This is a genomic window from Ruegeria sp. AN6 (assembly GCF_056540425.1).
Map to the genome: position 1 here is coordinate 43,776 of NZ_JBQFWR010000014.1, position 21,195 is coordinate 64,970.

Sequence of the window (21,195 nt, forward strand, 5' to 3'; positions counted from 1 at the left end):
AAATAGGTCATGCGAACAAAGATGGCGCCAGAACACCACCCCTACGGGTCAAAGTGTTCCGGGCTTTAGCCGAACCAGATCCCGTAATACATTCGCATTCCTCCCTCCATATGAGTCAGGCGCACCCTGCCAAATCAAATCGGGTTTGTCATCCCCTTTTGAGACTTCAATTTATTCCGCCAGCAATTCTTCGCGGCTGAGCGTAAAATCCGACGCGATCCACCGCGCCTCAAGCTCGGCCAGTTTTTTGCCCAGCGCGGGACCCGAGAAGGCTGGGATCAAATCCGACGCCTTAATCGGGAAACTGGCTGCGGCCCCATGTTGCAATGCTTGGCTCAGGTCTTCTGACCATGGCTGTTCAAGAAATGCGTGGCGCAAAAGCGTCTCGTGCAAACCGCCTTCCGAGCCATAGCGGTAACCCAGTTCCGCGACGCTGGTCATCGCCATCGCTTCGTCGCGCATCCGGGTCAGTCTTTGCAGTTGCGCACGGCTGAGGCGCAGGGTTTTTGCGACTTCAGGCGGTGCAATTGCAGCCAAACGGCGAATCGCTTCGGACGCGGCGTGGGCGTCTTGTTCCAACTTGATAAGGATCGCCAAAGCCCGGTCATCCGCACCGGGTAGAAGCTGCGCCAGAACACCTGTGCTGCGCATGGCGGCAACCGACGGCGCGGGGTCAGGCGCAGCGAGAAGTTTCAGCATCTCGGCTCCAACCCTTTCGCGGGAAAGTGTCTCTAACCCGTCCAAATTCGCAGCAATCGCATCCAGCGCATCGGGGTCGAAACCCTGGTCTGCATCACCATACCAAGCGTGAAAGCGGAAGTATCTGAGCGATCGCAGGTAGTCTTCGCGGATGCGATCACTGGCCTCGCCGATGAAGCGCACGCGACGCGCCTTTAGATCCGGCAAACCGTTCAGCGGATCAAGGATCGTGCCGTCAGGTCGAGCGTAAAGCGCGTTCATAGTGAAATCACGACGCGCAGCGTCTTCTTCGACCCTGTCGGAAAAGGCCACAACCGCACGTCGACCATCCGTTTCGACATCACGGCGGTACGTCGTGACCTCATGAGGAATACCCTTGCTGACGACGGTTACCGTGCCATGTTCGATCCCAGTCGGGATTGGTTTCAGCCCAGCCTTCTGCGCCAGTTCCATAACCCGCTCGGGCTTTGCATCCGTGGCAATATCGATGTCTGAAACCGGTGCGTGCAGCAGAGCATTGCGCACACAACCACCGACGAAAAGCGCCTGCGCCCCGCCGTTAGTCAGTGCGGCGCACACATCTTGCGTAGCTTGTTCGGTTAACCAGTCTTCCGTGATCCGCTTCATTCACTCATCCGCGCTGCCAGTCCCCGCAGCATCCGCGCCGTTGCTCCCCAGATGTAGTAGGGGCCATAGGGTACAGCATAGTAATACCGTCTTTGGCCGCGCCAACGGCGCGACTCGACGACATAATTCTCTGGGTTCAAGACATGCGCAAGCGGAACTGAGAAGACCTCATCCACTTCGCCCGGTTCGGCGATGGTTTCGAAGCTGGCTTCAAGGATCGCAACAACAGGCGTGACCGAAAAGGAGGTTACGGTTTCATGGGTTGGCAGATGGCCCAGTATGCGCGGCAATTCGGGTGGTAGACCGATTTCTTCTCGGGCTTCGCGTAAGGCGGTGGCCGTGACATCCGCGTCACCTTCATCCTGTTTTCCACCCGGAAAAGCGATTTGGCCTGGGTGGTGCTTCAACGCCGAAGAGCGCTTGGTCAGGATCAACTGCGGCACATCGCCGACTATGGAAACAGGCACTAACACACCCGCAGGGCGCAGTTTGCGCCCCGCAGGCAGCACGGTCTCCGGGTTCAGATCAAAGTCACTGGACCCATCGCCATCACGACACAGAGCCGCTGTCAGTTCCGAAATCAGATCACGCGCCATCCGGACCTTCGGCCTCGAACCCGACAGTTGTTGGGTCCAGCACGTAATGTGCACCGCAGAACTGGCAGTCGGCCGTTACAGTACCCTGATCGGTCGTCATCTTCTCGATATCCTGCGCCGAATAGATCGACAGACTTTGCCGTACGCGATCTTCGGAACAGGTGCAGCCGAACTGCACTTGCTGCGCATCGTATACACGGGGCTGTTCCTCGTGAAACAGACGCACCAGCAGGTCGGTCGGAGCGATCACCGGCCCTATCAATTCCAGATCATCCACGGTGTCGAGCAAGATGTTGACGCGACCCCAGTTTTCACCTTCTTCGCCATCCACAAGGTCCGAGGCGGTCAGAATCTCTCCGTTGCCCTCCCCCGACGCGGCAAAGGGCGAGGCCTTGGGCATGTGCTGCAACATAATCCCGCCTGCGCGCCAGTGTTCCCCGACACCGGGTTCGGTCGATTTGCCGAAGCTCAGTGAAAACCTGGTTGGCAGCTGTTCAGACTGTGCAAAGTAAGCCTCAGCACAGGCGCTCAGCGATCCGCCGGCCAATGGCGTGATGCCTTGGTAGGGCTGCGTGCCCTCGCCCTGATCGATCATGATGGCGAAATAGCCCTCACCCACCTGATCGAAGGGGGCAGCATCGGTCAGCCGGTCACGATCAAAGCTGGCGTAGGCACGGATCTGCGCGGGCTCACCTTCGACCTGCGGCGCGTAGTAATCGGTTGCGATCATCCGTACGGCGCCCTTGGACTGCACCTGCAAAGACAGCTTCCAGCGCAGCGATACTGTCTGCCCGATCAAAGCGGTCAGCAGGGCCATCTCGGCCACCAGCGCCTCGACCACCTCAGGGTAGTCGTGCTGTTTCAGGATGCCGTCTAACACACCGTCCAGCCGCGCCACACGGCCACGCATGTCGGGTATATCGAGTTGAAAGGGCAGGACCGTGTCGTCCCACGCGATTTTGGTTCCAATGGACATGGGGTTTCCTTAAGCGCCACAGGTTGGCATACCGCCACCATATAGGTTGAACAGTTTTGGTTGAAAGGGGCCTTACATGATCAGACGGTTCGGTGAAAGCCCCGAGGCAGATCGTAAATACACCCGGCGTGTCGGCGTATATGCTCTGCTGCCTCAAGGCAACCGATTGTTGCTAACCTGTCAGCTGGAACCTGGCCCCGATCTTCAGCTGCCGGGCGGTGGCATCGATCCCGGGGAATCACCCATTACGGCGCTTCACCGTGAGGTTTACGAAGAAACCGGTTGGCTGATCGCCGCACCCCGGCGTGTGGGTGCGTTTCGGCGATACACCTACATGCCGGAATACGGCCTGTGGGCCGAGAAAGTCTGCCTGATCTACCGCGCCCACCCCGTCCGTCGCCTAGGCCCTCCGACCGAAGACATTCACGAGGCCATTTGGATGGAGACCACAGATGCCGTTCATCTGTTAGGCAATGAGGGCGACGCCCACTTCGCCCAGCGCCACCTGCGTGGGCTCTAAGGTCCGTTATATTCAAAAAACACGGCAGAGACGTCATCGGTCATGCCGCTGTCTGGCGACATCACCTGACTGAGTCGCCAAAACATATCCTCGAGGAATTCCAGCCCACCGTTATCTTCAGCGCACTCGACAGCCATTGACCTAAGCCCGTCTTCATCCAGCAAACTGCGATCGGCGAGCTGACATTCTGTAAACCCGTCCGAGTGCAACAGCAGCTTGTCGCCCGGCTGCATATAGGTTTCGGTTTGCTGAAACTGTGCTTCCGGCAGCAGACCAATTGGCAACCCACCTTCGCCCAAAAACTCGGTTTTGCCATCATGGCGCATCAGCAGCGGATGCGGGTGACCTGCCTGCACCATTTTTAGATGTCCGTTGCGAAGATCAAAGATGGCATAAACCATCGTAAAATACTCTTCGATCCCGGTGTCGGCGATCAGACGGGAGTTGAGCAGAGACGCGACCTCTTCGGGCGGTAGCAAGGCGTAGAATTTGCTGAGCCGTCGTTCCATCGCGATGTTCTGGTCGAAATGCGTACTCGACAGATACCCGCCCAGACGAGCCGTCATCATCGCGGATGTGATGCCATGGCCTGAGACATCGATACTATAGAACCCCAGCCGATTAACACCGGGTGAGAACATTCCAACAAGATCGCCGCCGATATGCCCACAGGGTTTCAAAAGCAGACTAACCTGAGATTTACCGAAGGTTCCCTTCAACTCTGGCACCAGCGATTCCTGAATCTTTCGCGCCTGCATCAGATCTTTGTCGATCGCGTCGTGCGCAAGTTTGAGTTCATTCAACGCCGTTTCGATCAGTTGGTTTTTTCGCGACAATTCCCGTTGCATGTCCAAAATGCGTGCACCCGCCGAGATGCGCGCACGCAGCTCATCCGCCTCCAGCAGTTTGATCAGGAAATCATCCGCCCCGGCATCCAGTCCGCGCGCGACCTCCTGCTTTTCGCTTTTTGAGGTCAGAAGGATGAAATAGCTATATTGCTCACTGTCCAGCTCTCGAAAGGCGCGGCAGAACTCCAGCCCGCCCATGCCCGGCATGACCCAGTCGCTGAGAACCAGATCGGGTGTATCGGTTGCGCAATACTCAATCGCAGCCTCACCGCTATCGGCCTCAAGAACCTCGAACCCCCACTTCTTCAGCGAGGCGGCCAGAATGCGCCGCTGCAGACGGCTATCGTCTACAACAAGAACCTTACGGATCGCGCCAAAATCCAGCTCGACCCGGGTCTCAACATGACTGGCATCCGGCACCATGAAGTCCCTGTACTTACTCAACTCTCCAGTTGACAAAACGCTAAAGGCGTCAGCTTAACATCCGATGAAAGATCGAGCAGCCAAAGCTTAACTCCTCATTTACCCGCAGCAGGATACCAATATGCAACCGCAAGGGGGTGGCATGATTCAGTGGTCCAGAGTCAAACAGTTACGTGATGAGGTCGGCGCAGACGAATTCGATGAGGTTGTCGATATCTTTCTGGACGAGGTTCAGGAGGTCATCAAGAAGCTGCGCGATGATACGGCCCGGATCGAGATCGAGCAGAACCTGCATTTCCTGAAAGGCAGCGCATTAAGTCTTGGGTTCGACAGCTTCTCGAAGCTATGTCAGGACGGCGGGCGACGGCGCTGCGGGCGACGGCGCTGCAGTCGATCTGGGTGAAATCTGTGCGACTTATGACGCATCGAAAGCCTTGTTTCAGGCGGGTCTCGCCGAAAACCTGCTCTAAATTACAAACTGCGCCAGGGTCTCGTCCTCGGTGATATCTGTATACGTGAACCCTGCGTCATCCAGATGCGCGAACAGACGCATAAAATTCTCGGGTTTGCGGGTCTCTATTCCGATCAGAACAGAACCAAAGTTGCGCGCCGATTTTTTCATGTATTCAAATCGTGCAATATCGTCCTCTGGGCCAAGGATACCCAAGAACTCTTTTAACGCACCTGGGCGCTGCGGTAGTCGTAGGATGAAGTATTTCTTCACGCCTGAATAGCGCTGCGCGCGCTCTTTCACTTCAGGCAGGCGCTCGAAATCAAAATTGCCTCCAGAAGTCACGCAGACCACTGTCTTGCCACGGATAAAGCTCTGAACATCGGCAACCGCCTCAATCGCCAAGGCACCAGCTGGCTCCAAAACGATGCCTTCGACATTCAGCATCTCGATCATGGTGGTACAAATCCGATCCTCGGACAGGACCAAAACATCTGACAGGTGACGATCCTTCAGCAGCTCAAAGGGTTTCGCACCAATTTTTCCGACCGCCGCGCCGTCTACAAAATTGTCCACGTGGTCCAACGCCACCGGATGTCCCGCTGCCATTGCCGCATGCAAGCACGCGCCGCCTTTTGGCTCCACAAATAAACAATGCGTCCGGCCCCCAAACCACGTCGCGACCCCCGAAGACATTCCGCCACCGCCAACAGGCAGGATCACGTGATCAGGCACGCCGCTCAATTGCGCTTCGATCTCTACCGCCAGAGAGGCCTGTCCCTCGATCACATCAGCATCGTCGAACGGAGACAAGAAATGCCCACCCTGCTCTGCACACCAGGATTGAGCGGCGGACAGAGTATCGTCGAAATAGTCACCGGTCAGATGTATCTCGATATTGTCACCACCAAAGATACGGGTTTTCTGTATCTTCTGCTGCGGCGTTGTCACCGGCATGAAGATCACGCCCTTCACGCCTAGATGCTTGCACATATAGGCCACGCCCTGCGCGTGATTGCCTGCGCTGGCACAAACGAATAGCTCCTGCCCCTGCTGCTTGCGCATCGCATTGAATGCGCCGCGGATCTTGTAGGACCGCACCGGGCTGAGGTCTTCGCGCTTGAGCCAGATATCCGCGCCATAACGGTCGGACAGATGGGCATTCCGCTGTAGAGGCGTTGCTGGAAAAACAGAGCGCATCGCCTGTTCGGCAGCATGGGCACGGGTCATGAAACTGGTCATGTCGATTTCCCTGCCCGATCACCGCTGAAAGGGCAAGGAATACATATGTGTACGGGCTCAGGACAACTCGCGTTTCTCGATGAACACACCATAGATCGTCGTCAGGATGCTAACATTGATCAATGGGACGATCAGCATGCTCGCAAACATGACAATGAAGATACCGATGATCGGGACGAACAGCAGCAATGATGCGAGCAGCTGAAGCAACAATTGGAAGAGGATGGACAAGACGACCAGTAGTGCGATTGCTCCGCTTGCGCCAGAGGTCGCCTGCCAAGCTTCGGACAGCTTTAGGGGTTTTCCGATCGCTGCGGCGGGCAAAATCGGGGAGGCCCGATAGAATCCGATGGTGAGAAAGATAATCAAACCCAGCCAAACCAGAATTCCCAGCACTGCAGAGGCTTGCGCCATCATACTCATGATCAACGTCCCCGGTATCATGATGATAATAGCGATTAGGCCGAGCATCAGGAGACGCCCGAAATAGGCGAGCACACGGTCGAACCTGAAAGGCGGAACCAAACCGCTTGGATATTCCTCAAGAAGAACAAAGCGGTGCCACGACACGACAATCCAAAGCATGACCCCAAAGATAACGGCCATAAAGCAAAGCAGAAATCCGGTGAAGGATGCCGCCGTTACACCGTCAGGGAAGCCAGTGGTTTCACTGTTAAATTCTTCAAACGGGATGCCGAACAGAAAGAACAAGCCGATTGCTAGGAAGCCGCCAATCAACGCTGGTACCACAGAAATCTGCAATGCCTGTGTCAGATTCCTAAGAACCATTCTCACCGAATGCACGAATATCTCTAATCCCAGCATAAAAACCGCCCTCTCAACTATTCCTTGTTCTCTAACGGACCGTTTCACCTCAATTCCCGCCCTGCGTCAATCCACACAGCTTGCCCCCGCGTCCAAAACCCGCTAGGGGCCAGTCGTTCTACGCATAAAGGGAAGTCAGATGTCCGCGCCCAAGAAAGTTGTTCTGGCCTATTCCGGTGGCCTTGATACCTCAATCATTCTGAAATGGCTGCAGACCGAGTATGGCTGTGAGGTCGTGACCTTTACCGCCGATCTGGGTCAGGGCGAGGAGCTTGAGCCCGCCCGCAAAAAGGCTGAGTTGCTTGGGATCAAGCCCGAGAACATCTATATCGAGGACATCCGAGAAGAATTCGTCCGCGATTTCGTCTTCCCCATGTTCCGCGCCAACGCGGTTTATGAAGGTTTATACCTGCTGGGTACGTCCATCGCACGACCTCTGATCTCGAAACGACTGGTTGAGATTGCTGAGGCGACCGGTGCTGATGCCGTAGCCCATGGCGCGACCGGCAAGGGCAACGATCAGGTGCGGTTCGAACTGGCGGCTTACGCGCTGAACCCCGACATCAAGGTTATTGCTCCATGGCGCGAGTGGGACCTGACCAGCCGCACCCGTCTGCTAGAATTTGCCGAGGCGAACCAAATTCCGATTGCCAAGGACAAACGCGGTGAGGCACCCTTCTCGGTCGACGCCAATCTGCTGCACACCTCGTCCGAAGGCAAGGTTCTGGAAGACCCCGCCGACATGGCGCCCGACTACGTCTACCAGCGCACCGTCCACCCCGAGGACGCGCCGAATGAGGCCGAATTCATCGAAATCGGCTTTGAAAAGGGCGACGCGGTCAGCATCAATGGCGAGGCGATGAGCCCCGCAACCATTCTGACCAAGCTGAACGAATATGGCGGCAAGCACGGCATTGGCCGTCTCGATCTGGTCGAAGGCCGTTTCGTTGGCATGAAATCGCGCGGTATCTACGAAACACCGGGCGGCACGATCCTGCTGGAAGCGCATCGTGGCATCGAATCCATCACCATGGACAGGGGCGCGATGCACCTGAAGGACCAGCTGATGCCGCAATATGCCGAGCTGATCTATAACGGCTTCTGGTACAGCCCTGAGCGTGAGATGCTGCAGGCCGCCATCGACAAGTCGCAAGAACATGTCACCGGCACTGTGCGCGTAAAGCTGTACAAAGGTTTGGCCTCGACCGTGGGCCGCTGGTCGGATCACTCGCTCTATTCCGAAGCACACGTGACCTTTGAGGAAGACGCCGGCGCATACGATCAGAAAGACGCAGCAGGTTTCATCCAGCTGAACGCACTGCGCCTGAAACTCTTGGCGGCGCGTGACAAACGACTGAACAAGTAAGCAATCAGAATTCGAAAAACGGCCCCGGTGTCCGATAAGGCGCCGGGGTTTTTCTTTGCACGGTTCCCGTCAGGTCAGGCTTGCGCGGATCAGGTGTTTTTCTTTACGCACACGTCAGCCAAAGAAGGACGGATCATGCTGCAAGACATCGCCGACGGAATTCAGAAAGGTCTGAATGGCAAGGGCTTTGACGGATCACTGAAATTCGATTGCGGTAAGGATGGTGTGATTGTTCTGGCCGACAACACTGCCTCAACCAAAGATCGCGAGACCGATTGCACCATTCGCATCTCGCGCGAGAACTTGACCAAACTGCTGACCGGCAAGCTGAACCCGATGACCGGGGTTGCGCTGGGCAAGCTGAAGATCTCAGGCAATATTGGTGTGGCGATGAAGCTGGGGCAGTTACTGGGCTGATAAACTCGTCTCACCAGCGCGTGACAAATCATGTCAGAACATTGCACAAGCGCGATCCAGCGGGCAGCTTGGCTTAGGAAGGAGACCTGCCATGACCCGGACCACTTACCTTGATTGCCTGAAACCTTCGCTTCTATTTGTGCTGATCCTGTTGGTCGCAATGCTGCGCGCCTTGCCAGCCCCTGCGGCGGGGACAGAAACGCTGACCGTAGCCGGGGGCTGTTTCTGGTGTGTCGAATCCGATTTCGAATCCGTGCCCGGGGTAATAGGTGCAGTTTCGGGATATACGGGCGGTACGACCGAGAACCCAACCTATGATCAGGTCTCAAAAGGCGGAAGCGGGCATTACGAGGCGGTGCAGATCACCTTCGATCCCGCCCGCGTTTCCCGTGAAACCTTGCTGAACATGTTCTTCCGGTCGGTCGATCCAACTGATGCGGGAGGTCAGTTCTGCGATCGTGGTGAGAGTTATCGGACCGCCATTTTCGTCTCTAATACAGGGGAAAAGGCGTCGGCGCAGCAGGCCAAGAGCAGCGCGCAAAACGCGTTGGGTCAAACGGTGGTCACACCGATCCTGCGGGCCGGAGCGTTTTATCCAGCGGAAGCCTATCATCAGGATTACTACAAGGGCGACAAGCTGGTCCTAACCCGGTTTGGTCCCAAGCGCCAGAAAAACGCGTACAAAGCTTATCGCAAAGCCTGCGGTCGCGATGCGCGCGTCAAGCAATTGTGGGGAAGCGAAGCGCCCTTTGCCGGTTCCTAATCCAGCTGCGCTTCGCGTACCTCTTTTAGATCAGGAATAACATCAGCTGTTCCGTGCCGCGTAACCATCAAGGCCGCGGCACGGTTCGCTTGGGCAATTGCCCGCTCCATTGGCATGCCCCGATCCATGCCCGCCAGCACATAGCCGGTAAAGGTGTCACCAGCACCCGTGGTATCCACGGCGTTGACCTTATGCGCCCGAAACGCTTGTGGTTTATGACCCCGCTGGTAATACCGCGCACCTTTTGAGCCGAAGGTGACGATCACATGCTCGACCGGCAACTCAGACGGGGCCAGGTCCGTTGCATCCTGCAATTGCTCGGCTTCGACTTCGTTGAGGATCAGAAAGTCCAGATACGGCAGAACCGCCTGTACCGCCTCGGCTTGAAATGGAGCGGCTGCGTAGCACACGGTCAGCCCCAGTTCGCAACCCAGTTTGGCGGCCTCAATCTGAGCATTGGTTTCGTTCTGCATCACCAGCAGGTCACGCGAAACGGCCGAGGACAACGCCTGCCCTAGTTGGTCATTCGATATGGCATGGTTGGCACCCTGAAACAGAACAATCAGGTTTTCGCCCTGCGCGTCCACCGCGATGATCGCGTGACCCGTGGGTACATCCACCTCAGCAATATGCCGCGTGTCCACGCCATATTCGGTCAGCCTGTCCCGCGCCCAAAGGCCATCTGACCCGACCGCGCCGATATGCGAAACCCGTGACCCCGCGCGGGCCGCAGCCACCGACATGTTGGCCCCTTTACCGCCCAGAAACCTTTGCAACCCGCTGGCCGCAAGAGTTTCACCCGCCGCGGGCAAATGCGGCAGGGCATAGACCATATCCGCGTTGATAGAGCCTAGGTTCCATATCGTCATGATTTACCCAATATCGCAGGAGGCCAGAATGGCCATGTTCAGAATGTCATTCGCGGTCGAAACCGTCGAACAGATCTGGATCGGCTTATCAACGCCGGACAGGATCGGACCGATTACGGTGGCTCCACCCATTTCCTGCATCAGCTTGGTCGAGATCGAAGCCGAGTGTCGCGCCGGAACAATCAGGATATTGGCTGGTCCGGTCAGGCGTTGAAACGGGTAAGCTTCCTGCTGATCCACATTCAGGGCCACATCAACCGTCATCTCCCCTTCGTACTCGAAATCGACGCCGCGCTCGTCCAGCACTACCGGAGCACGGTGCATCTTCTCAGCACGTTCAGACACCGGGTAACCGAAGGTCGAGAAACTGACAAAGGCCGCCCGGGGCTCAAGCCCCATATGACGCGCCACCGCTGCGGCGCGTTCGGCGATATTGGCCAGATCGTTCTCATCCGGCCATTCATGCACCAGCGTGTCGCCAATCAGGACAATCCGTCCTTTGTGCAGCAATGCAGTAACCCCCGCCGCGCCATGGGCGGCATCGGCGTCAAACACATGGTTGATGCGGTCCAGAACATGCGCCGACTTGCGCGTTGCCCCGGTCACCAGACCATCCGCATGACCATGCGCCAGCATTAGAGACGAAAAGACGTGTCGGTCCCGCGCAGCGAGGCGGTGAATGTCCTTGTGGTCAAACCCTTTGCGCTGCAGGCGCTGATACAGAAAATCCTTATAGGCCTCGAGATGTGAGGTATTGGCCGCGTTCACCACATCAATCTCGCGCACTGCGTCCCCAAGACCAGCGGCTTCAAGCTTTTCTTTGACATCGTCCGGCCGCCCTACAACCAGCGCCTTCCCAAAGCCCGAGCGTTGATACATGACGGCTGCGCGCAACACGCGCGGATCGTCGCCCTCGGCAAAGATCATCCGGCTTTGCGCCTGACGCGCACGTGCGTTCAGGCCGCGCAAGATGCTGGCCGTCGGGTCCATGCGGGATTTGAGGCTCAACTCATAGGCATCCATATCGATGATCGGACGACGGGCTGCGCCGGTATCCATACCGGCCTTGGCAACCGCAGGCGGGATACGGTGAATCAAGCGCGGATCAAACGGGGTCGGGATGATGTAGTCGCGCCCAAAAGTAAGCGACTTGCCGTAGGCCATGGCGACCTCATCCGGCACATCCTCACGCGCCAAGCGTGCCAAAGCGTGGGCACAAGCGATTTTCATCTCGTCATTGATCGCACGGGCATGAATATCCAGTGCACCGCGGAAAAGGTACGGGAAGCCCAGAACGTTGTTCACCTGGTTCGGATAATCGCTACGGCCCGTCGCAACGATCGCATCAACGCGGACCTCATGCGCCTCTTCCGGTGTGATTTCGGGATCGGGGTTCGCCATCGCAAAGATGACCGGATTGTCGGCCATGCTGGCCACCATATCCTGCGTCACAGCCCCTTTGACCGACACGCCAAGGAACACATCCGCGCCCTTCATGGCATCTTCCAGAGTGCGCAGATCGGTCGAGATCGCGTGGGCTGATTTCCACTGGTTCATGCCCTCGGTCCGGCCCTGATAGATCACGCCCTTGGTATCGCAAACAATGCAGTTCTCGTGCCGCGCGCCCATTGACTTAAGCAGTTCGATACAGGCGATCCCAGCAGCACCTGCCCCGTTCAGTACAATTTTCACATCTTCAATCTTTTTGCCTGAGATGTGCAGTGCGTTCAGCAAGCCCGCAGCACAGATCACGGCTGTTCCGTGCTGGTCATCGTGGAAGACTGGGATATCCATTTCTTCCTTCAGGCGCTGTTCGATGATGAAACACTCGGGCGCCTTGATGTCTTCCAGATTTATCCCGCCAAATGTCGGACCCATCAGACGCACCGCACGGCAGAACTCATCCGGGTCTTCGGTATCCAGCTCGATATCGATCGAGTTCACATCGGCGAACCGCTTGAACAGGACCGATTTCCCCTCCATCACCGGTTTTGAGCCCAGCGCGCCAAGATTCCCAAGGCCCAGAACGGCGGTGCCATTCGAGATCACAGCAACCAGATTGCCCTTGTTTGTATAATCATAGGCGGTCTCGGGCGTTTCAGCGATGGCTTCACATGGAACCGCAACGCCAGGGCTGTAGGCCAGCGACAGATCGCGCTGCGTGGTCATGGGAACGGTGGCCTGCACCTCCCACTTGCCGGGGGTCGGGTCGAGGTGAAAGGCCAGCGCCTCTTCTTTGGTGATCTTCGCTTTGGGCATCTTACAGGTCGTTTCCATGACTTAAGGGCTTTTGCCTCATAGCGCAGGCAGAGCCGCGCCTCAACGGGAATGAGTTTTCGGCTTTTACAGAAGATGCGGGATTTGTAAGGTCGCGCCGGAACACGCCATAAGGGGGCCGCCTTTGTCCACAGTCACGCCGATGATGGCGCAATACCTTGAGATCAAAGAGGCTCATCCAGACGCCCTGTTGTTTTATCGCATGGGCGACTTCTATGAGATGTTCTTTGAAGATGCCGTCAACGCGGCCGAAGCGCTGGACATCGCGTTAACCAAGCGCGGAAAGCATAACGGAACCGATATTCCGATGTGTGGCGTGCCCGTGCATTCTGCCGAAGGGTATCTGCTGACCTTGATCCGCAAAGGCTTTCGTGTTGCGGTCTGTGAGCAGATGGAAAGCCCGACGGAGGCGAAGAAAAGAGGCTCTAAATCAGTTGTAAAGCGCGATGTTGTGCGCTTGGTTACTCCGGGAACACTGACCGAAGACGCGCTTCTGGAGGCGCGGCGTCATAACTTTCTGGCCGCCTACTCCCAGGTACGGGATGAGGCTGCGCTGGCGTGGGCTGATATTTCCACGGGTGCGTTTCATGTAATGCCATTGACCTCCGTACGCCTCAGCCCCGAACTGGCGCGGCTTGCCCCGTCCGAGTTAATCGTGGCCGACGGGACGGAACAGATGTTGCAGGAACCGGTGCGCGATCTGGGCATTTCGTTAACCCCGGTGGGACGTGCCAGCTTTGACAGCACTGCTGCTGAAAAGCGCATCTGCGGCTTGTTTCACGTCGGCGCGCTGGATGCATTCGGTAATTTTGGACGCGCCGAAATTTCGGCTATGGGCGCGCTGATCGACTATTTGGAGATCACGCAGAAAGGAAAACTACCCCTTCTGCAAACTCCACTGAAAGAGTCCGAGGACCGGGTAGTGCAAATAGATGCGGCCACACGTCGTAATCTTGAACTGACCCGATCCTTGTCCGGTGGTCGCTCGGGCTCTTTGCTTTCGGTGGTTGATCGTACAGTTACACCAGGTGGCGCGCGATTGCTGGAACAGCGCCTATCCAGTCCTTCGCGCAATCTGGACGTCATTAACGCCCGGTTGGACGCCGTGAGTTTCGCAGCCGAAGACAGTCTAATTGCTTCGGAACTACGCGAAGCCCTACGTAAAACACCAGATCTGGACCGCGCCCTTTCTCGTCTGTCACTGGAACGCGGTGGTCCCCGTGACCTGGCTGCCATTCGTAACGGGCTGACTCAGGCTGCTGCGATTGCCGGAATTTGCGAGAGTCAGGATCTGCCAATCCTGCTGGCAACCGCTCTGCAGAACCTCGTAGGTTTCGATGATCTACTGAACCTACTCGATGAGGCATTGATTGCTGAACCACCCCTAATGGCGCGCGACGGTGGATTTATCGCTCCGGGTTTTGATGCCGAGCTGGACGAGGCCCGCACGCTGCGCGACGAAGGCCGTTCTGTTATTGCGGGGTTTCAGCAGAAATATGCGGAACACACTGGCATCACCTCGTTGAAGATCAAGCACAACAACGTGCTGGGCTATTTCATTGAAACCACAGCCACCCATGCCGAGAAGATGCTGAGCCCGCCATTCTCTGAGACTTATATCCACCGCCAGACCACCGCCAATCAGGTGCGATTCACAACCGTGGAACTGTCCGAGATCGAAACCCGCATCCTGAACGCTGGAAATCTGGCGTTGGAGATTGAAAAGCGGCTCTATCAAAGGCTTTCTGACGAAATTCTGGACCGTGCCGCCCGACTGAATCAAGCGGCTCGAGGTCTGGCAGAACTAGATCTGACCACTTCTTTGGCTGATCTAGCGCGTGGGGAAGGCTGGTGTCGTCCGCAGGTCGACAGCTCGCGCAGCTTTGAGGTGGAAGGTGGACGTCATCCGGTTGTTGAACACGCGTTGCGCCAGCAAGGCGGCGATGCTTTCATTGCGAATGACTGCGATCTCAGCGCTGTAGATGGCGCCGCCATCTGGTTGCTGACCGGGCCGAACATGGCCGGTAAGTCGACCTTCTTGAGGCAGAACGCGCTGATTGCCTTGCTTGCTCAGATGGGCAGTTATGTCCCTGCTGAGCAAGCGCATATCGGGGTGGTCAGCCAGCTCTTCAGCCGCGTCGGGGCCTCAGATGATCTTGCGCGCGGTCGATCAACTTTCATGGTCGAAATGGTTGAAACCGCAGCCATCCTCAACCAGGCCGACGACCGCGCGCTGGTCATTCTTGATGAAATCGGCCGTGGCACTGCCACCTATGACGGGCTTTCGATCGCCTGGGCCACGCTGGAACACCTGCACGCCGCCAATCAATGCCGCGCTCTCTTTGCAACGCATTACCATGAATTGACGGCTCTAGCAGGAAGTCTGGAGGGCGTAGACAACGCTACAGTAGCCGTCAAGGAATGGGAGGGAGAGGTGATCTTCCTGCACGAGGTCCATAAAGGTGCCGCCGACCGATCCTATGGTGTCCAGGTTGCTCAACTTGCTGGCCTGCCCGCCTCAGTTGTCGAACGCGCGCGTGTTGTTCTGGACCAGTTGGAAAAAACTGAGCGCGAAGGAGGCAAACAAAAAGCCTTGATCGACGATCTGCCCTTGTTTTCAGCCGCTCCACCGCCGCCACCTCCCGCCCCCAAGGCAACACCCGTTACGGATATGCTCGACGAAATCCTGCCGGACGAATTGACCCCGCGAGAAGCCCTTGACCTGATATACAAACTAAAAGAGGCGGCCAAATCCTGACCGCCCCTTCATCTTTTCAAAAATACTCTCGCCGAAGGCTTGGCTTCTTTGAAGCCAATCAGCCCGCAGGCATAGACGAAACACCTACCTGCGCCGGGCGCAACAGACGGTCGTGTAGCATGAAACCTTCTGCCGAAACCTGAATGATGTCGCCTGCTTTGGTGCCAGGAACCGGTGCCTCAAACATCGCTTCATGAACGTTCGGATCAAACCGGTCGCCCACCTCAGGTGTAATTACTTCGATACCGTGCTTCTGGAACACGTCCTTCAGCGCACGCATGGTGAGTTCGACGCCTTCCAACAAGCCGGCAGCAAGCTCTTTTTGCTCATCGTTTGCGGCCTCGAGCGCCCGCTTCATGTTGTCATAGACCGGCAACATGTCACGCGCCAGCTTGGATCCACCGTACTGCTCGGCATCCCGACGTGCCTTATCGCCACGCTTACGGGCGTTTTCAGCGTCAGCAAGCGCACGCATGAATTTGTCTTTGTAGTCGTCGCGCTCTGCGCGCAATTCGTCCAACTCCAGAGCTTCATCGCTGATCTCAGCAAATTCCTCGGCCAGCTCTTCTGCTTCTGCGGACATGATGTCGTCCAGAAAATCTTCGTTCTTGGGCTCTGCCATCTCTTACCCTCTAGCTCCGGTCGGAAATCAACTTGCCAACCAGTTGCGCCGTATAATCCACGATCGGCACGATCCGTCCGTAATTCAGACGTGTGGGTCCAATGACCCCAACCGCACCGATTATCTTACGATCAGCGTTCATATATGGAGACACCACCAAAGAGGAACCCGAAAGTGAGAAAAGTTTGTTCTCAGAGCCAATAAAAATGCGCACACCCTCACCTTCCTCGGTCAATTCAAGGAATTCAGCGATGTCACGTTTGCGCTCAAGGTCATCAAACAGGGTGCGGATTCGATCCAACTCCTCGGCCTGGCCCGGTTCATTCAGTAGATTCGCGCGTCCGCGTACGATCAAACGCGCCGAGTCGCTGCCATCCCCGTCCCATGCAGCAATACCGCTTTCGACCATCTCACGCGCCAAAATATCGATTTCCTGCTTCCGCGCATCTATCTGCGACAGCATCTGGCGACGCACTTCGCTAAGCGTACGTCCTTCGATCAGCGCATTCAGGAAATTCGCAGCCTCACGCATCGAGCTTGGTGTCTGACCGGGTGGAGGCGTAAACAGCCGGTTTTCCACCTGCCCGTCAGAGAACACCAGAACCACCAAAGCGCTATCATGACCAAGCGAGACGAACTCGATATGCTTGATCTCAGCCTCATGTTTGGGTGTCAGAACCAGCGAAGCGCCTTGTGTCACGTGTGACAATGCCGATCCCACACGATCTAACATTCCGCCAACATCGCCCGCGTTAGAGCCTAATGTTTCGTCCAGCTTCTGCCGATCATCCGCGCCCAGATCGCCCATTTCAAGCAATCCGTCGACGAACATCCGCAGCCCCTGCTGCGTCGGAATCCGACCAGCACTGACATGCGGGCTGTCCAGCAGGCCCAGGAATTCCAGATCCTGCATCACGTTACGCACGGTCGCCGCGCTGACTTTTTCCGAAAGCGTGCGTGTCAGGGTGCGGCTGCCGACCGGCTCACCGCTGTCCAGATAGCTTTCGACGATCAGCCGGAACACCTCACGTGACCGGTCGTTCATCTCGCTCAGAATTTTGCTCGCTTCGCTCATCGGCAATCCTCTGCTGGATCGTCATTAAATAGCAGGCACAAGAAAGGTCAATCGGGGTTGCATCGTAACGCTGCAGAGCGATATCCCCAACCCAGCAAACAAAGGATTTTCCATGCGACCCTCAGGACGTGATCTAAACGAAATGCGCGCCGTTTCAATTGAAACCGGCTTTACCAAACATGCCGAAGGTTCCTGCCTGATCAAGATGGGTGACACCCATGTACTGTGCACCGCCACGATCGAGGACCGCGTTCCACCATTTATAAAAGGCTCGGGCCTGGGCTGGGTCACCGCCGAATACGGCATGCTGCCCCGCGCGACGAATACGCGGATGCGGCGTGAAGCGGCAAGCGGCAAGCAAGGTGGCCGCACCGTAGAGATTCAACGCCTGATCGGCCGTGCTCTGCGTGCCGGTGTAGACCGAGTTGCATTGGGTGAACGCCAGATCACTGTCGACTGCGATGTAATTCAGGCCGATGGCGGCACACGTTGTGCATCGATCACTGGCGGTTGGGTGGCGTTGCGTCTGGCAGTGAACAAGCTGATGAAAACAGGCGATGTTATTTCGGACCCTTTGGTTGATCCCGTCGCCGCCGTGTCCTGCGGAATCTACGCGGGTCAGCCAGTTTTGGACCTCGACTATCCCGAGGACAGCGAGGCCGGCGTCGATGGCAACTTCATCATGACCGGCTCTAGCAAACTAATCGAAGTGCAAATGAGTGCCGAGGGATCCGTCTTTAGCCGCGCACAGATGGACCAATTGATGGATCTGGCGGAAAAGGGCGTGGCTGAACTGGCTGCCGCACAGAAAGCTGCCACCGCATGACTCGTAAGTTCAACGGGGACAAGCTGCTGGTCGCCACGCACAACAAAGGCAAGCTTGAGGAGATGGCACATCTCCTCGAACCCTTTGGTGTTGCCGTCGTGGGTGCTGGTGAATTGGCCCTGGCTGAACCAGAAGAGACAGAGGATACCTTCGTCGGCAACGCCCGGATTAAGGCCCACGCCGCCGCGCAAGCCACCGGACTGCCCGCCCTGTCGGACGATTCCGGAATCACCATCGACGCGCTAGATGGCGCGCCAGGCATCTACACCGCCGATTGGGCAGAAACCGGCAATGGCCGTGATTTTCTGATGGCGATGACCCGCGCACATAACGAGCTGGAAGCAAAGAATGCTGCCCATCCTCGCACAGCGCAATTCCGCTGTACGCTGGTTCTGGCCTGGCCTGACGGGCATGACGAAGTGTTCGAAGGCGTGGCCCCAGGCCATTTGACCTGGCCAATTCGTGGCAAGGATGGTTTTGGCTATGACCCTATGTTTGTCCCCGAAGGACACGACATTACATTTGCCGAGATGGATCGTTGGGAAAAGAACAAGATCAGCCATCGCGGCCGCGCGGTGGAGATGTTCGTGAAAGGCTGCTTTGGCGGATGATTGGCGCAACGGGGGCTTTGGCCTGTATGTGCATTGGCCCTTTTGCGAGGCCAAATGCCCTTATTGTGACTTCAACAGCCACGTTTCAAGAAATATTGATCAGAAACAATGGCTTAATAGCTATCTGAACGAGCTAAAGCGCGCAGCCAGTGAAACGCAAGGTCGGGTACTTAACACGATCTTTTTTGGCGGTGGCACGCCATCGCTGATGGCGCCGGACACCATCTCTGCCATCATCGAAGAGGCCCGCGCCCTCTGGCGCCCCGCCAACGATATGGAGATCACGCTTGAAGCCAACCCCGGCTCAGTCGAGGCCGGTCGCTTTGCAGGCTATCGCGATGCAGGTGTGAACCGTATTTCAATGGGTGTGCAGGCCCTCAACGACGATGACCTGCGCCGCCTGGGTCGTATTCACACTGTGGCTGAAGCCCGCGCCGCTTTTGATATTGCCCGTAGCTGCTTTGACCGTGTCAGTTTTGATCTGATCTATGCCCGACAACATCAATCTCTGGACGCGTGGCGCGCTGAGTTGGCCGAGGCCCTGTCGATGGCGATTGATCACCTGTCGCTTTATCAACTCACCATCGAAGAGGGTACGGCGTTCGGAGATCGCTATGCAGTTGGTAAGCTCCGCGGTCTGCCCGAGGATGACAGCGCGGCGGATATGTATCTGGCCACGCAAGAGATATGCGAGGCCCATGGTTTACCCGCCTATGAGGTCTCAAACCACGCCCGATCCGGAGCGGAGTCTCAGCACAACCTGATCTATTGGCGCTATGGTGATTACGTGGGTATCGGGCCAGGCGCACACGGGCGGATCACCCTTGATGGCCACAAATTTGCGACCGAGACCTTTCTTTCGCCAACCAAATGGCTGGCCGCCGTTGAAAATGGAAGTGGAGAAAGCAACCGGTTCGAACTAACACAGCGTGAACAAGCGTTTGAATACCTTATGATGTGCCTTAGGATTGCAGAGGGCCTAAATATAGATAGGTACAAGCAACTCTCGGGCGAAGACCTGCCGCAGGAAAAACTTGATACGCTGGCCGATCTGGGCATGTTGATCCTGGAAGACGACCAGCTACGCGCCACATCTCAGGGCCGCGCCGTTCTCAATGCCGTTATCCGAGAGCTATTGGAGTAACAAATGCAATATCTCTGGGCTGGTTTGGGGTTGGTCTGCGTCGCGCTCGCCATGGTTGGAGTGGTCTTACCCTTGCTTCCAACAGTGCCGTTTCTTCTGCTCGCGGCATTTTTCTTTGCGCGCTCTTCATCAAGGCTACATAATTGGCTGCTAACCCATCAGACCTTTGGTCCGCTAATTGTCGACTGGCAGAGCTCGGGCGTAATTAGGCCTGGCGCAAAAAAGGCGGCCACCCTGTCGGTTGCCGCCGTATTTGGCCTGTCGGTGTTGCTGTCCATGCCTTCACACGTCCTGATCATTCAGGCCGTTGTGCTAAGCGGCGTCATGCTTTTTATCTGGACCCGCCCTAGCGGCTAAGCTTTGCGCAAAGATCATCCAGCTGATCAAGGTTTTCATAAGACAAAACCACCTGCCCCGTTTCTGATCCGGGTTTGTGGTTGATGGTGACCTTCATTGCCAGAATAGCTGACAAATCCTTTTCGAGGGCGCGCGTATCCGCATCTTTCCCAGCATTTAGATTTCTGGATTTCAGTGCTGGCTTATCCGGACCATCTTGTTGTTTTTTGACCAGCGCTTCAGTAGCCCGCACGGAAAGACCGTCACGCACTACTTGTTTGGCCAATTTCGAAGGATCTTCTGCTGTGATCAAGGCCCTTGCATGACCGGCAGACAATTTCCCCTCAATCACAAGTGTTTGCACATCCATTGGCAAAGACAGCAGACGCAACAGGTTGGCAATATGGCTTCGGCTTTTACCCAAAGCTTCGGCAAGTTTTTCCTGCGTGTGTCCAAAGCGATCCATCAACTGCTTGAATCCTGCCGCTTCCTCCACGGCATTCAGATCAGCACGCTGAATATTCTCGATAATCGCGACTTCGAGCACCTCGGTATCATCAAATTCTCGAATAATTACCGGAATATCATGGAGTTGCGCCATCTGAGCGGCGCGCCACCGGCGCTCACCGGCGACAATCTCATATTGGCCACCTGCTATACTGCGCACAATCAAAGGTTGAATAATGCCTTTTTCTTTGACTGATGCGGCAAGTTCATCCAGCTGCTCTTGCGCAAATCGACGTCTCGGCTGATCCGGGTTTGCCTGCAGCTTCTCAATCGGCACTGTAAGGTCGGGGCGGCGAGGTTCCGACGAGATACGACCATCTGCTTCTGGTGCCACATCAGCCATTAATGCCGACAATCCGCGACCTAGTCCTCGGGGTTTTCCTTTCCTGGCATTCATGTTGCCCTCCTGACGGCCAC

At 56.5% G+C, this 21,195-nt stretch carries 20 protein-coding genes and 1 pseudogene; 10 read left to right on the forward strand and 11 right to left on the reverse strand.

Annotation, left to right across the window (positions count from 1 at the left end; translation table 11 throughout):
- Positions 1-171: 171 nt before the first annotated feature.
- The 3 genes from ACR0MQ_RS18345 to hslO are packed head-to-tail and all read right to left on the reverse strand — an operon-like array spanning position 172 to position 2,898.
- Positions 172-1,326, reverse strand: a complete 1,155-nt coding sequence (locus ACR0MQ_RS18345) for a CCA tRNA nucleotidyltransferase (protein ID WP_170777001.1) — start codon at positions 1,324-1,326, stop codon at positions 172-174.
- On the reverse strand, positions 1,323-1,922 hold the full coding sequence (locus ACR0MQ_RS18350) for a CoA pyrophosphatase (RefSeq protein ID WP_170773607.1): 600 nt from the start codon (positions 1,920-1,922) through the stop codon (positions 1,323-1,325). The genes ACR0MQ_RS18345 and ACR0MQ_RS18350 overlap by 4 nt, the downstream gene beginning before the upstream one ends.
- A complete protein-coding gene (hslO, locus tag ACR0MQ_RS18355) occupies positions 1,912-2,898 on the reverse strand; it encodes an Hsp33 family molecular chaperone HslO (RefSeq protein ID WP_170471069.1) in 987 nt (328 codons plus the stop codon). Before hslO ends, ACR0MQ_RS18350 begins: the two co-directional genes overlap by 11 nt.
- A 76-nt stretch (positions 2,899-2,974) precedes the next feature.
- Between hslO and ACR0MQ_RS18360 the strand changes: the two genes are divergently transcribed.
- Positions 2,975-3,418: an NUDIX hydrolase gene (locus ACR0MQ_RS18360; protein WP_170773605.1), complete on the forward strand. Its 444-nt coding sequence runs from the start codon at positions 2,975-2,977 to the stop codon at positions 3,416-3,418.
- On the opposite strand, the gene ACR0MQ_RS18365 is transcribed toward ACR0MQ_RS18360, so the two are convergent.
- Positions 3,415-4,689, reverse strand: coding sequence for a PP2C family protein-serine/threonine phosphatase (locus tag ACR0MQ_RS18365; RefSeq protein WP_480610051.1), 1,275 nt, complete (start codon positions 4,687-4,689; stop codon positions 3,415-3,417). The genes ACR0MQ_RS18360 and ACR0MQ_RS18365 overlap by 4 nt on opposite strands.
- A gap of 121 nt (positions 4,690-4,810) precedes the next feature.
- Between ACR0MQ_RS18365 and ACR0MQ_RS18370 the strand changes: the two are divergent.
- A pseudogene (locus ACR0MQ_RS18370) lies at positions 4,811-5,159 on the forward strand (Hpt domain-containing protein).
- On the opposite strand, the gene ilvA reads toward ACR0MQ_RS18370, so the two are convergent.
- Entirely contained in the window at positions 5,156-6,382 is a 1,227-nt protein-coding gene (gene ilvA / locus ACR0MQ_RS18375) for a threonine ammonia-lyase IlvA (RefSeq protein WP_480610006.1), read from the reverse strand. The pseudogene ACR0MQ_RS18370 and the gene ilvA overlap by 4 nt on opposite strands.
- A 57-nt stretch (positions 6,383-6,439) precedes the next feature.
- A complete protein-coding gene (locus tag ACR0MQ_RS18380) occupies positions 6,440-7,207 on the reverse strand; it encodes a hypothetical protein (RefSeq protein ID WP_170773601.1) in 768 nt (255 codons plus the stop codon).
- 139 nt (positions 7,208-7,346) lie between these two features.
- Here ACR0MQ_RS18380 and ACR0MQ_RS18385 point away from each other — a divergent pair, with 139 nt between their 5' ends.
- The 3 genes from ACR0MQ_RS18385 to msrA all read left to right on the forward strand — a co-directional run bounded on the left by ACR0MQ_RS18385 (position 7,347) and on the right by msrA (position 9,753).
- Entirely contained in the window at positions 7,347-8,573 is a 1,227-nt protein-coding gene (locus tag ACR0MQ_RS18385; protein WP_480610008.1) for an argininosuccinate synthase, read from the forward strand.
- Between the two features lie 135 nt (positions 8,574-8,708).
- Positions 8,709-8,990 (forward strand): SCP2 sterol-binding domain-containing protein, encoded by a 282-nt coding sequence (locus ACR0MQ_RS18390; protein ID WP_170773814.1) that lies wholly within the window; start codon positions 8,709-8,711, stop codon positions 8,988-8,990.
- Positions 8,991-9,081: 91 nt separating this feature from the next.
- Positions 9,082-9,753 carry a peptide-methionine (S)-S-oxide reductase MsrA gene (gene msrA, locus ACR0MQ_RS18395; RefSeq protein WP_480610010.1) on the forward strand — a complete coding sequence of 224 codons (672 nt, stop codon included), beginning with the start codon at positions 9,082-9,084 and terminating at the stop codon, positions 9,751-9,753.
- Here msrA and ACR0MQ_RS18400 read toward each other — a convergent pair.
- Both ACR0MQ_RS18400 and ACR0MQ_RS18405 read right to left on the reverse strand, forming a co-directional pair.
- The gene (locus ACR0MQ_RS18400) at positions 9,750-10,622 is read right to left on the reverse strand and encodes a ribokinase (protein WP_170773596.1); all 873 of its coding nucleotides are present in this window, start codon (positions 10,620-10,622) and stop codon (positions 9,750-9,752) included. The genes msrA and ACR0MQ_RS18400 overlap by 4 nt on opposite strands.
- A gap of 3 nt (positions 10,623-10,625) precedes the next feature.
- Positions 10,626-12,881 carry an NADP-dependent malic enzyme gene (locus tag ACR0MQ_RS18405; protein ID WP_170773594.1) on the reverse strand — a complete coding sequence of 752 codons (2,256 nt, stop codon included), beginning with the start codon at positions 12,879-12,881 and terminating at the stop codon, positions 10,626-10,628.
- Between the two features lie 160 nt (positions 12,882-13,041).
- Here ACR0MQ_RS18405 and mutS point away from each other — a divergent pair, with 160 nt between their 5' ends.
- Entirely contained in the window at positions 13,042-15,657 is a 2,616-nt protein-coding gene (mutS, locus tag ACR0MQ_RS18410; RefSeq protein WP_170773812.1) for a DNA mismatch repair protein MutS, read from the forward strand.
- A gap of 58 nt (positions 15,658-15,715) precedes the next feature.
- Here the strand turns inward: mutS and ACR0MQ_RS18415 are convergent, their stop codons facing one another.
- Together ACR0MQ_RS18415 and hrcA are read right to left on the reverse strand one after the other, a co-directional pair.
- A complete protein-coding gene (locus tag ACR0MQ_RS18415) occupies positions 15,716-16,279 on the reverse strand; it encodes a nucleotide exchange factor GrpE (RefSeq protein ID WP_170773592.1) in 564 nt (187 codons plus the stop codon).
- A gap of 10 nt (positions 16,280-16,289) precedes the next feature.
- The gene (gene hrcA, locus ACR0MQ_RS18420) at positions 16,290-17,354 is read right to left on the reverse strand and encodes a heat-inducible transcriptional repressor HrcA (RefSeq protein WP_480610013.1); all 1,065 of its coding nucleotides are present in this window, start codon (positions 17,352-17,354) and stop codon (positions 16,290-16,292) included.
- A gap of 112 nt (positions 17,355-17,466) precedes the next feature.
- On the opposite strand from hrcA, the gene rph reads away from it, so the two are divergent.
- The 4 genes from rph to ACR0MQ_RS18440 are packed head-to-tail and all read left to right on the forward strand — an operon-like array spanning position 17,467 to position 20,292.
- On the forward strand, positions 17,467-18,180 hold the full coding sequence (rph, locus tag ACR0MQ_RS18425) for a ribonuclease PH (protein WP_170542547.1): 714 nt from the start codon (positions 17,467-17,469) through the stop codon (positions 18,178-18,180).
- The gene (gene rdgB, locus ACR0MQ_RS18430) at positions 18,177-18,791 is read left to right on the forward strand and encodes an RdgB/HAM1 family non-canonical purine NTP pyrophosphatase (protein WP_480610015.1); all 615 of its coding nucleotides are present in this window, start codon (positions 18,177-18,179) and stop codon (positions 18,789-18,791) included. Before rph ends, rdgB begins: the two co-directional genes overlap by 4 nt.
- Positions 18,781-19,935 carry a radical SAM family heme chaperone HemW gene (gene hemW / locus ACR0MQ_RS18435; protein WP_170773588.1) on the forward strand — a complete coding sequence of 385 codons (1,155 nt, stop codon included), beginning with the start codon at positions 18,781-18,783 and terminating at the stop codon, positions 19,933-19,935. The genes rdgB and hemW overlap by 11 nt, the downstream gene beginning before the upstream one ends.
- A gap of 3 nt (positions 19,936-19,938) precedes the next feature.
- Positions 19,939-20,292 carry a YbaN family protein gene (locus ACR0MQ_RS18440; protein ID WP_170542541.1) on the forward strand — a complete coding sequence of 118 codons (354 nt, stop codon included), beginning with the start codon at positions 19,939-19,941 and terminating at the stop codon, positions 20,290-20,292.
- On the opposite strand, the gene ACR0MQ_RS18445 is transcribed toward ACR0MQ_RS18440, so the two are convergent.
- Complete coding sequence (locus tag ACR0MQ_RS18445) at positions 20,282-21,175, reverse strand: ParB/RepB/Spo0J family partition protein (protein WP_170773586.1); 894 nt, start codon at positions 21,173-21,175, stop codon at positions 20,282-20,284. The two genes, ACR0MQ_RS18440 and ACR0MQ_RS18445, sit on opposite strands and share 11 nt — an antisense overlap.
- Between the last annotated feature and the right edge of the window lie 20 nt (positions 21,176-21,195).

Bases quoted from the DNA above. Each gene is read 5' to 3' on its own strand.
- ACR0MQ_RS18400 (WP_170773596.1), bottom strand. From the start codon at position 10,622: ATGACGATATGGAACCTAGGCTCTATCAACGCGGATATGGTCTATGCC.
- ilvA (WP_480610006.1), bottom strand. From the start codon at position 6,382: ATGACCAGTTTCATGACCCGTGCCCATGCTGCCGAACAGGCGATGCGC.
- ACR0MQ_RS18380 (WP_170773601.1), bottom strand. From the start codon at position 7,207: ATGCTGGGATTAGAGATATTCGTGCATTCGGTGAGAATGGTTCTTAGG.
- ACR0MQ_RS18360 (WP_170773605.1), top strand. From the start codon at position 2,975: ATGATCAGACGGTTCGGTGAAAGCCCCGAGGCAGATCGTAAATACACC.
- ACR0MQ_RS18365 (WP_480610051.1), bottom strand. From the start codon at position 4,689: ATGGTGCCGGATGCCAGTCATGTTGAGACCCGGGTCGAGCTGGATTTT.
- ACR0MQ_RS18385 (WP_480610008.1), top strand. From the start codon at position 7,347: ATGTCCGCGCCCAAGAAAGTTGTTCTGGCCTATTCCGGTGGCCTTGAT.
- ACR0MQ_RS18405 (WP_170773594.1), bottom strand. From the start codon at position 12,881: ATGCCCAAAGCGAAGATCACCAAAGAAGAGGCGCTGGCCTTTCACCTC.
- mutS (WP_170773812.1), top strand. From the start codon at position 13,042: ATGATGGCGCAATACCTTGAGATCAAAGAGGCTCATCCAGACGCCCTG.
- hrcA (WP_480610013.1), bottom strand. From the start codon at position 17,354: ATGAGCGAAGCGAGCAAAATTCTGAGCGAGATGAACGACCGGTCACGT.
- ACR0MQ_RS18390 (WP_170773814.1), top strand. From the start codon at position 8,709: ATGCTGCAAGACATCGCCGACGGAATTCAGAAAGGTCTGAATGGCAAG.
- rph (WP_170542547.1), top strand. From the start codon at position 17,467: ATGCGACCCTCAGGACGTGATCTAAACGAAATGCGCGCCGTTTCAATT.
- ACR0MQ_RS18440 (WP_170542541.1), top strand. From the start codon at position 19,939: ATGCAATATCTCTGGGCTGGTTTGGGGTTGGTCTGCGTCGCGCTCGCC.
- hslO (WP_170471069.1), bottom strand. From the start codon at position 2,898: ATGTCCATTGGAACCAAAATCGCGTGGGACGACACGGTCCTGCCCTTT.
- ACR0MQ_RS18445 (WP_170773586.1), bottom strand. From the start codon at position 21,175: ATGAATGCCAGGAAAGGAAAACCCCGAGGACTAGGTCGCGGATTGTCG.
- ACR0MQ_RS18415 (WP_170773592.1), bottom strand. From the start codon at position 16,279: ATGGCAGAGCCCAAGAACGAAGATTTTCTGGACGACATCATGTCCGCA.
- msrA (WP_480610010.1), top strand. From the start codon at position 9,082: ATGACCCGGACCACTTACCTTGATTGCCTGAAACCTTCGCTTCTATTT.
- ACR0MQ_RS18345 (WP_170777001.1), bottom strand. From the start codon at position 1,326: ATGAAGCGGATCACGGAAGACTGGTTAACCGAACAAGCTACGCAAGAT.
- ACR0MQ_RS18350 (WP_170773607.1), bottom strand. From the start codon at position 1,922: ATGGCGCGTGATCTGATTTCGGAACTGACAGCGGCTCTGTGTCGTGAT.
- rdgB (WP_480610015.1), top strand. From the start codon at position 18,177: ATGACTCGTAAGTTCAACGGGGACAAGCTGCTGGTCGCCACGCACAAC.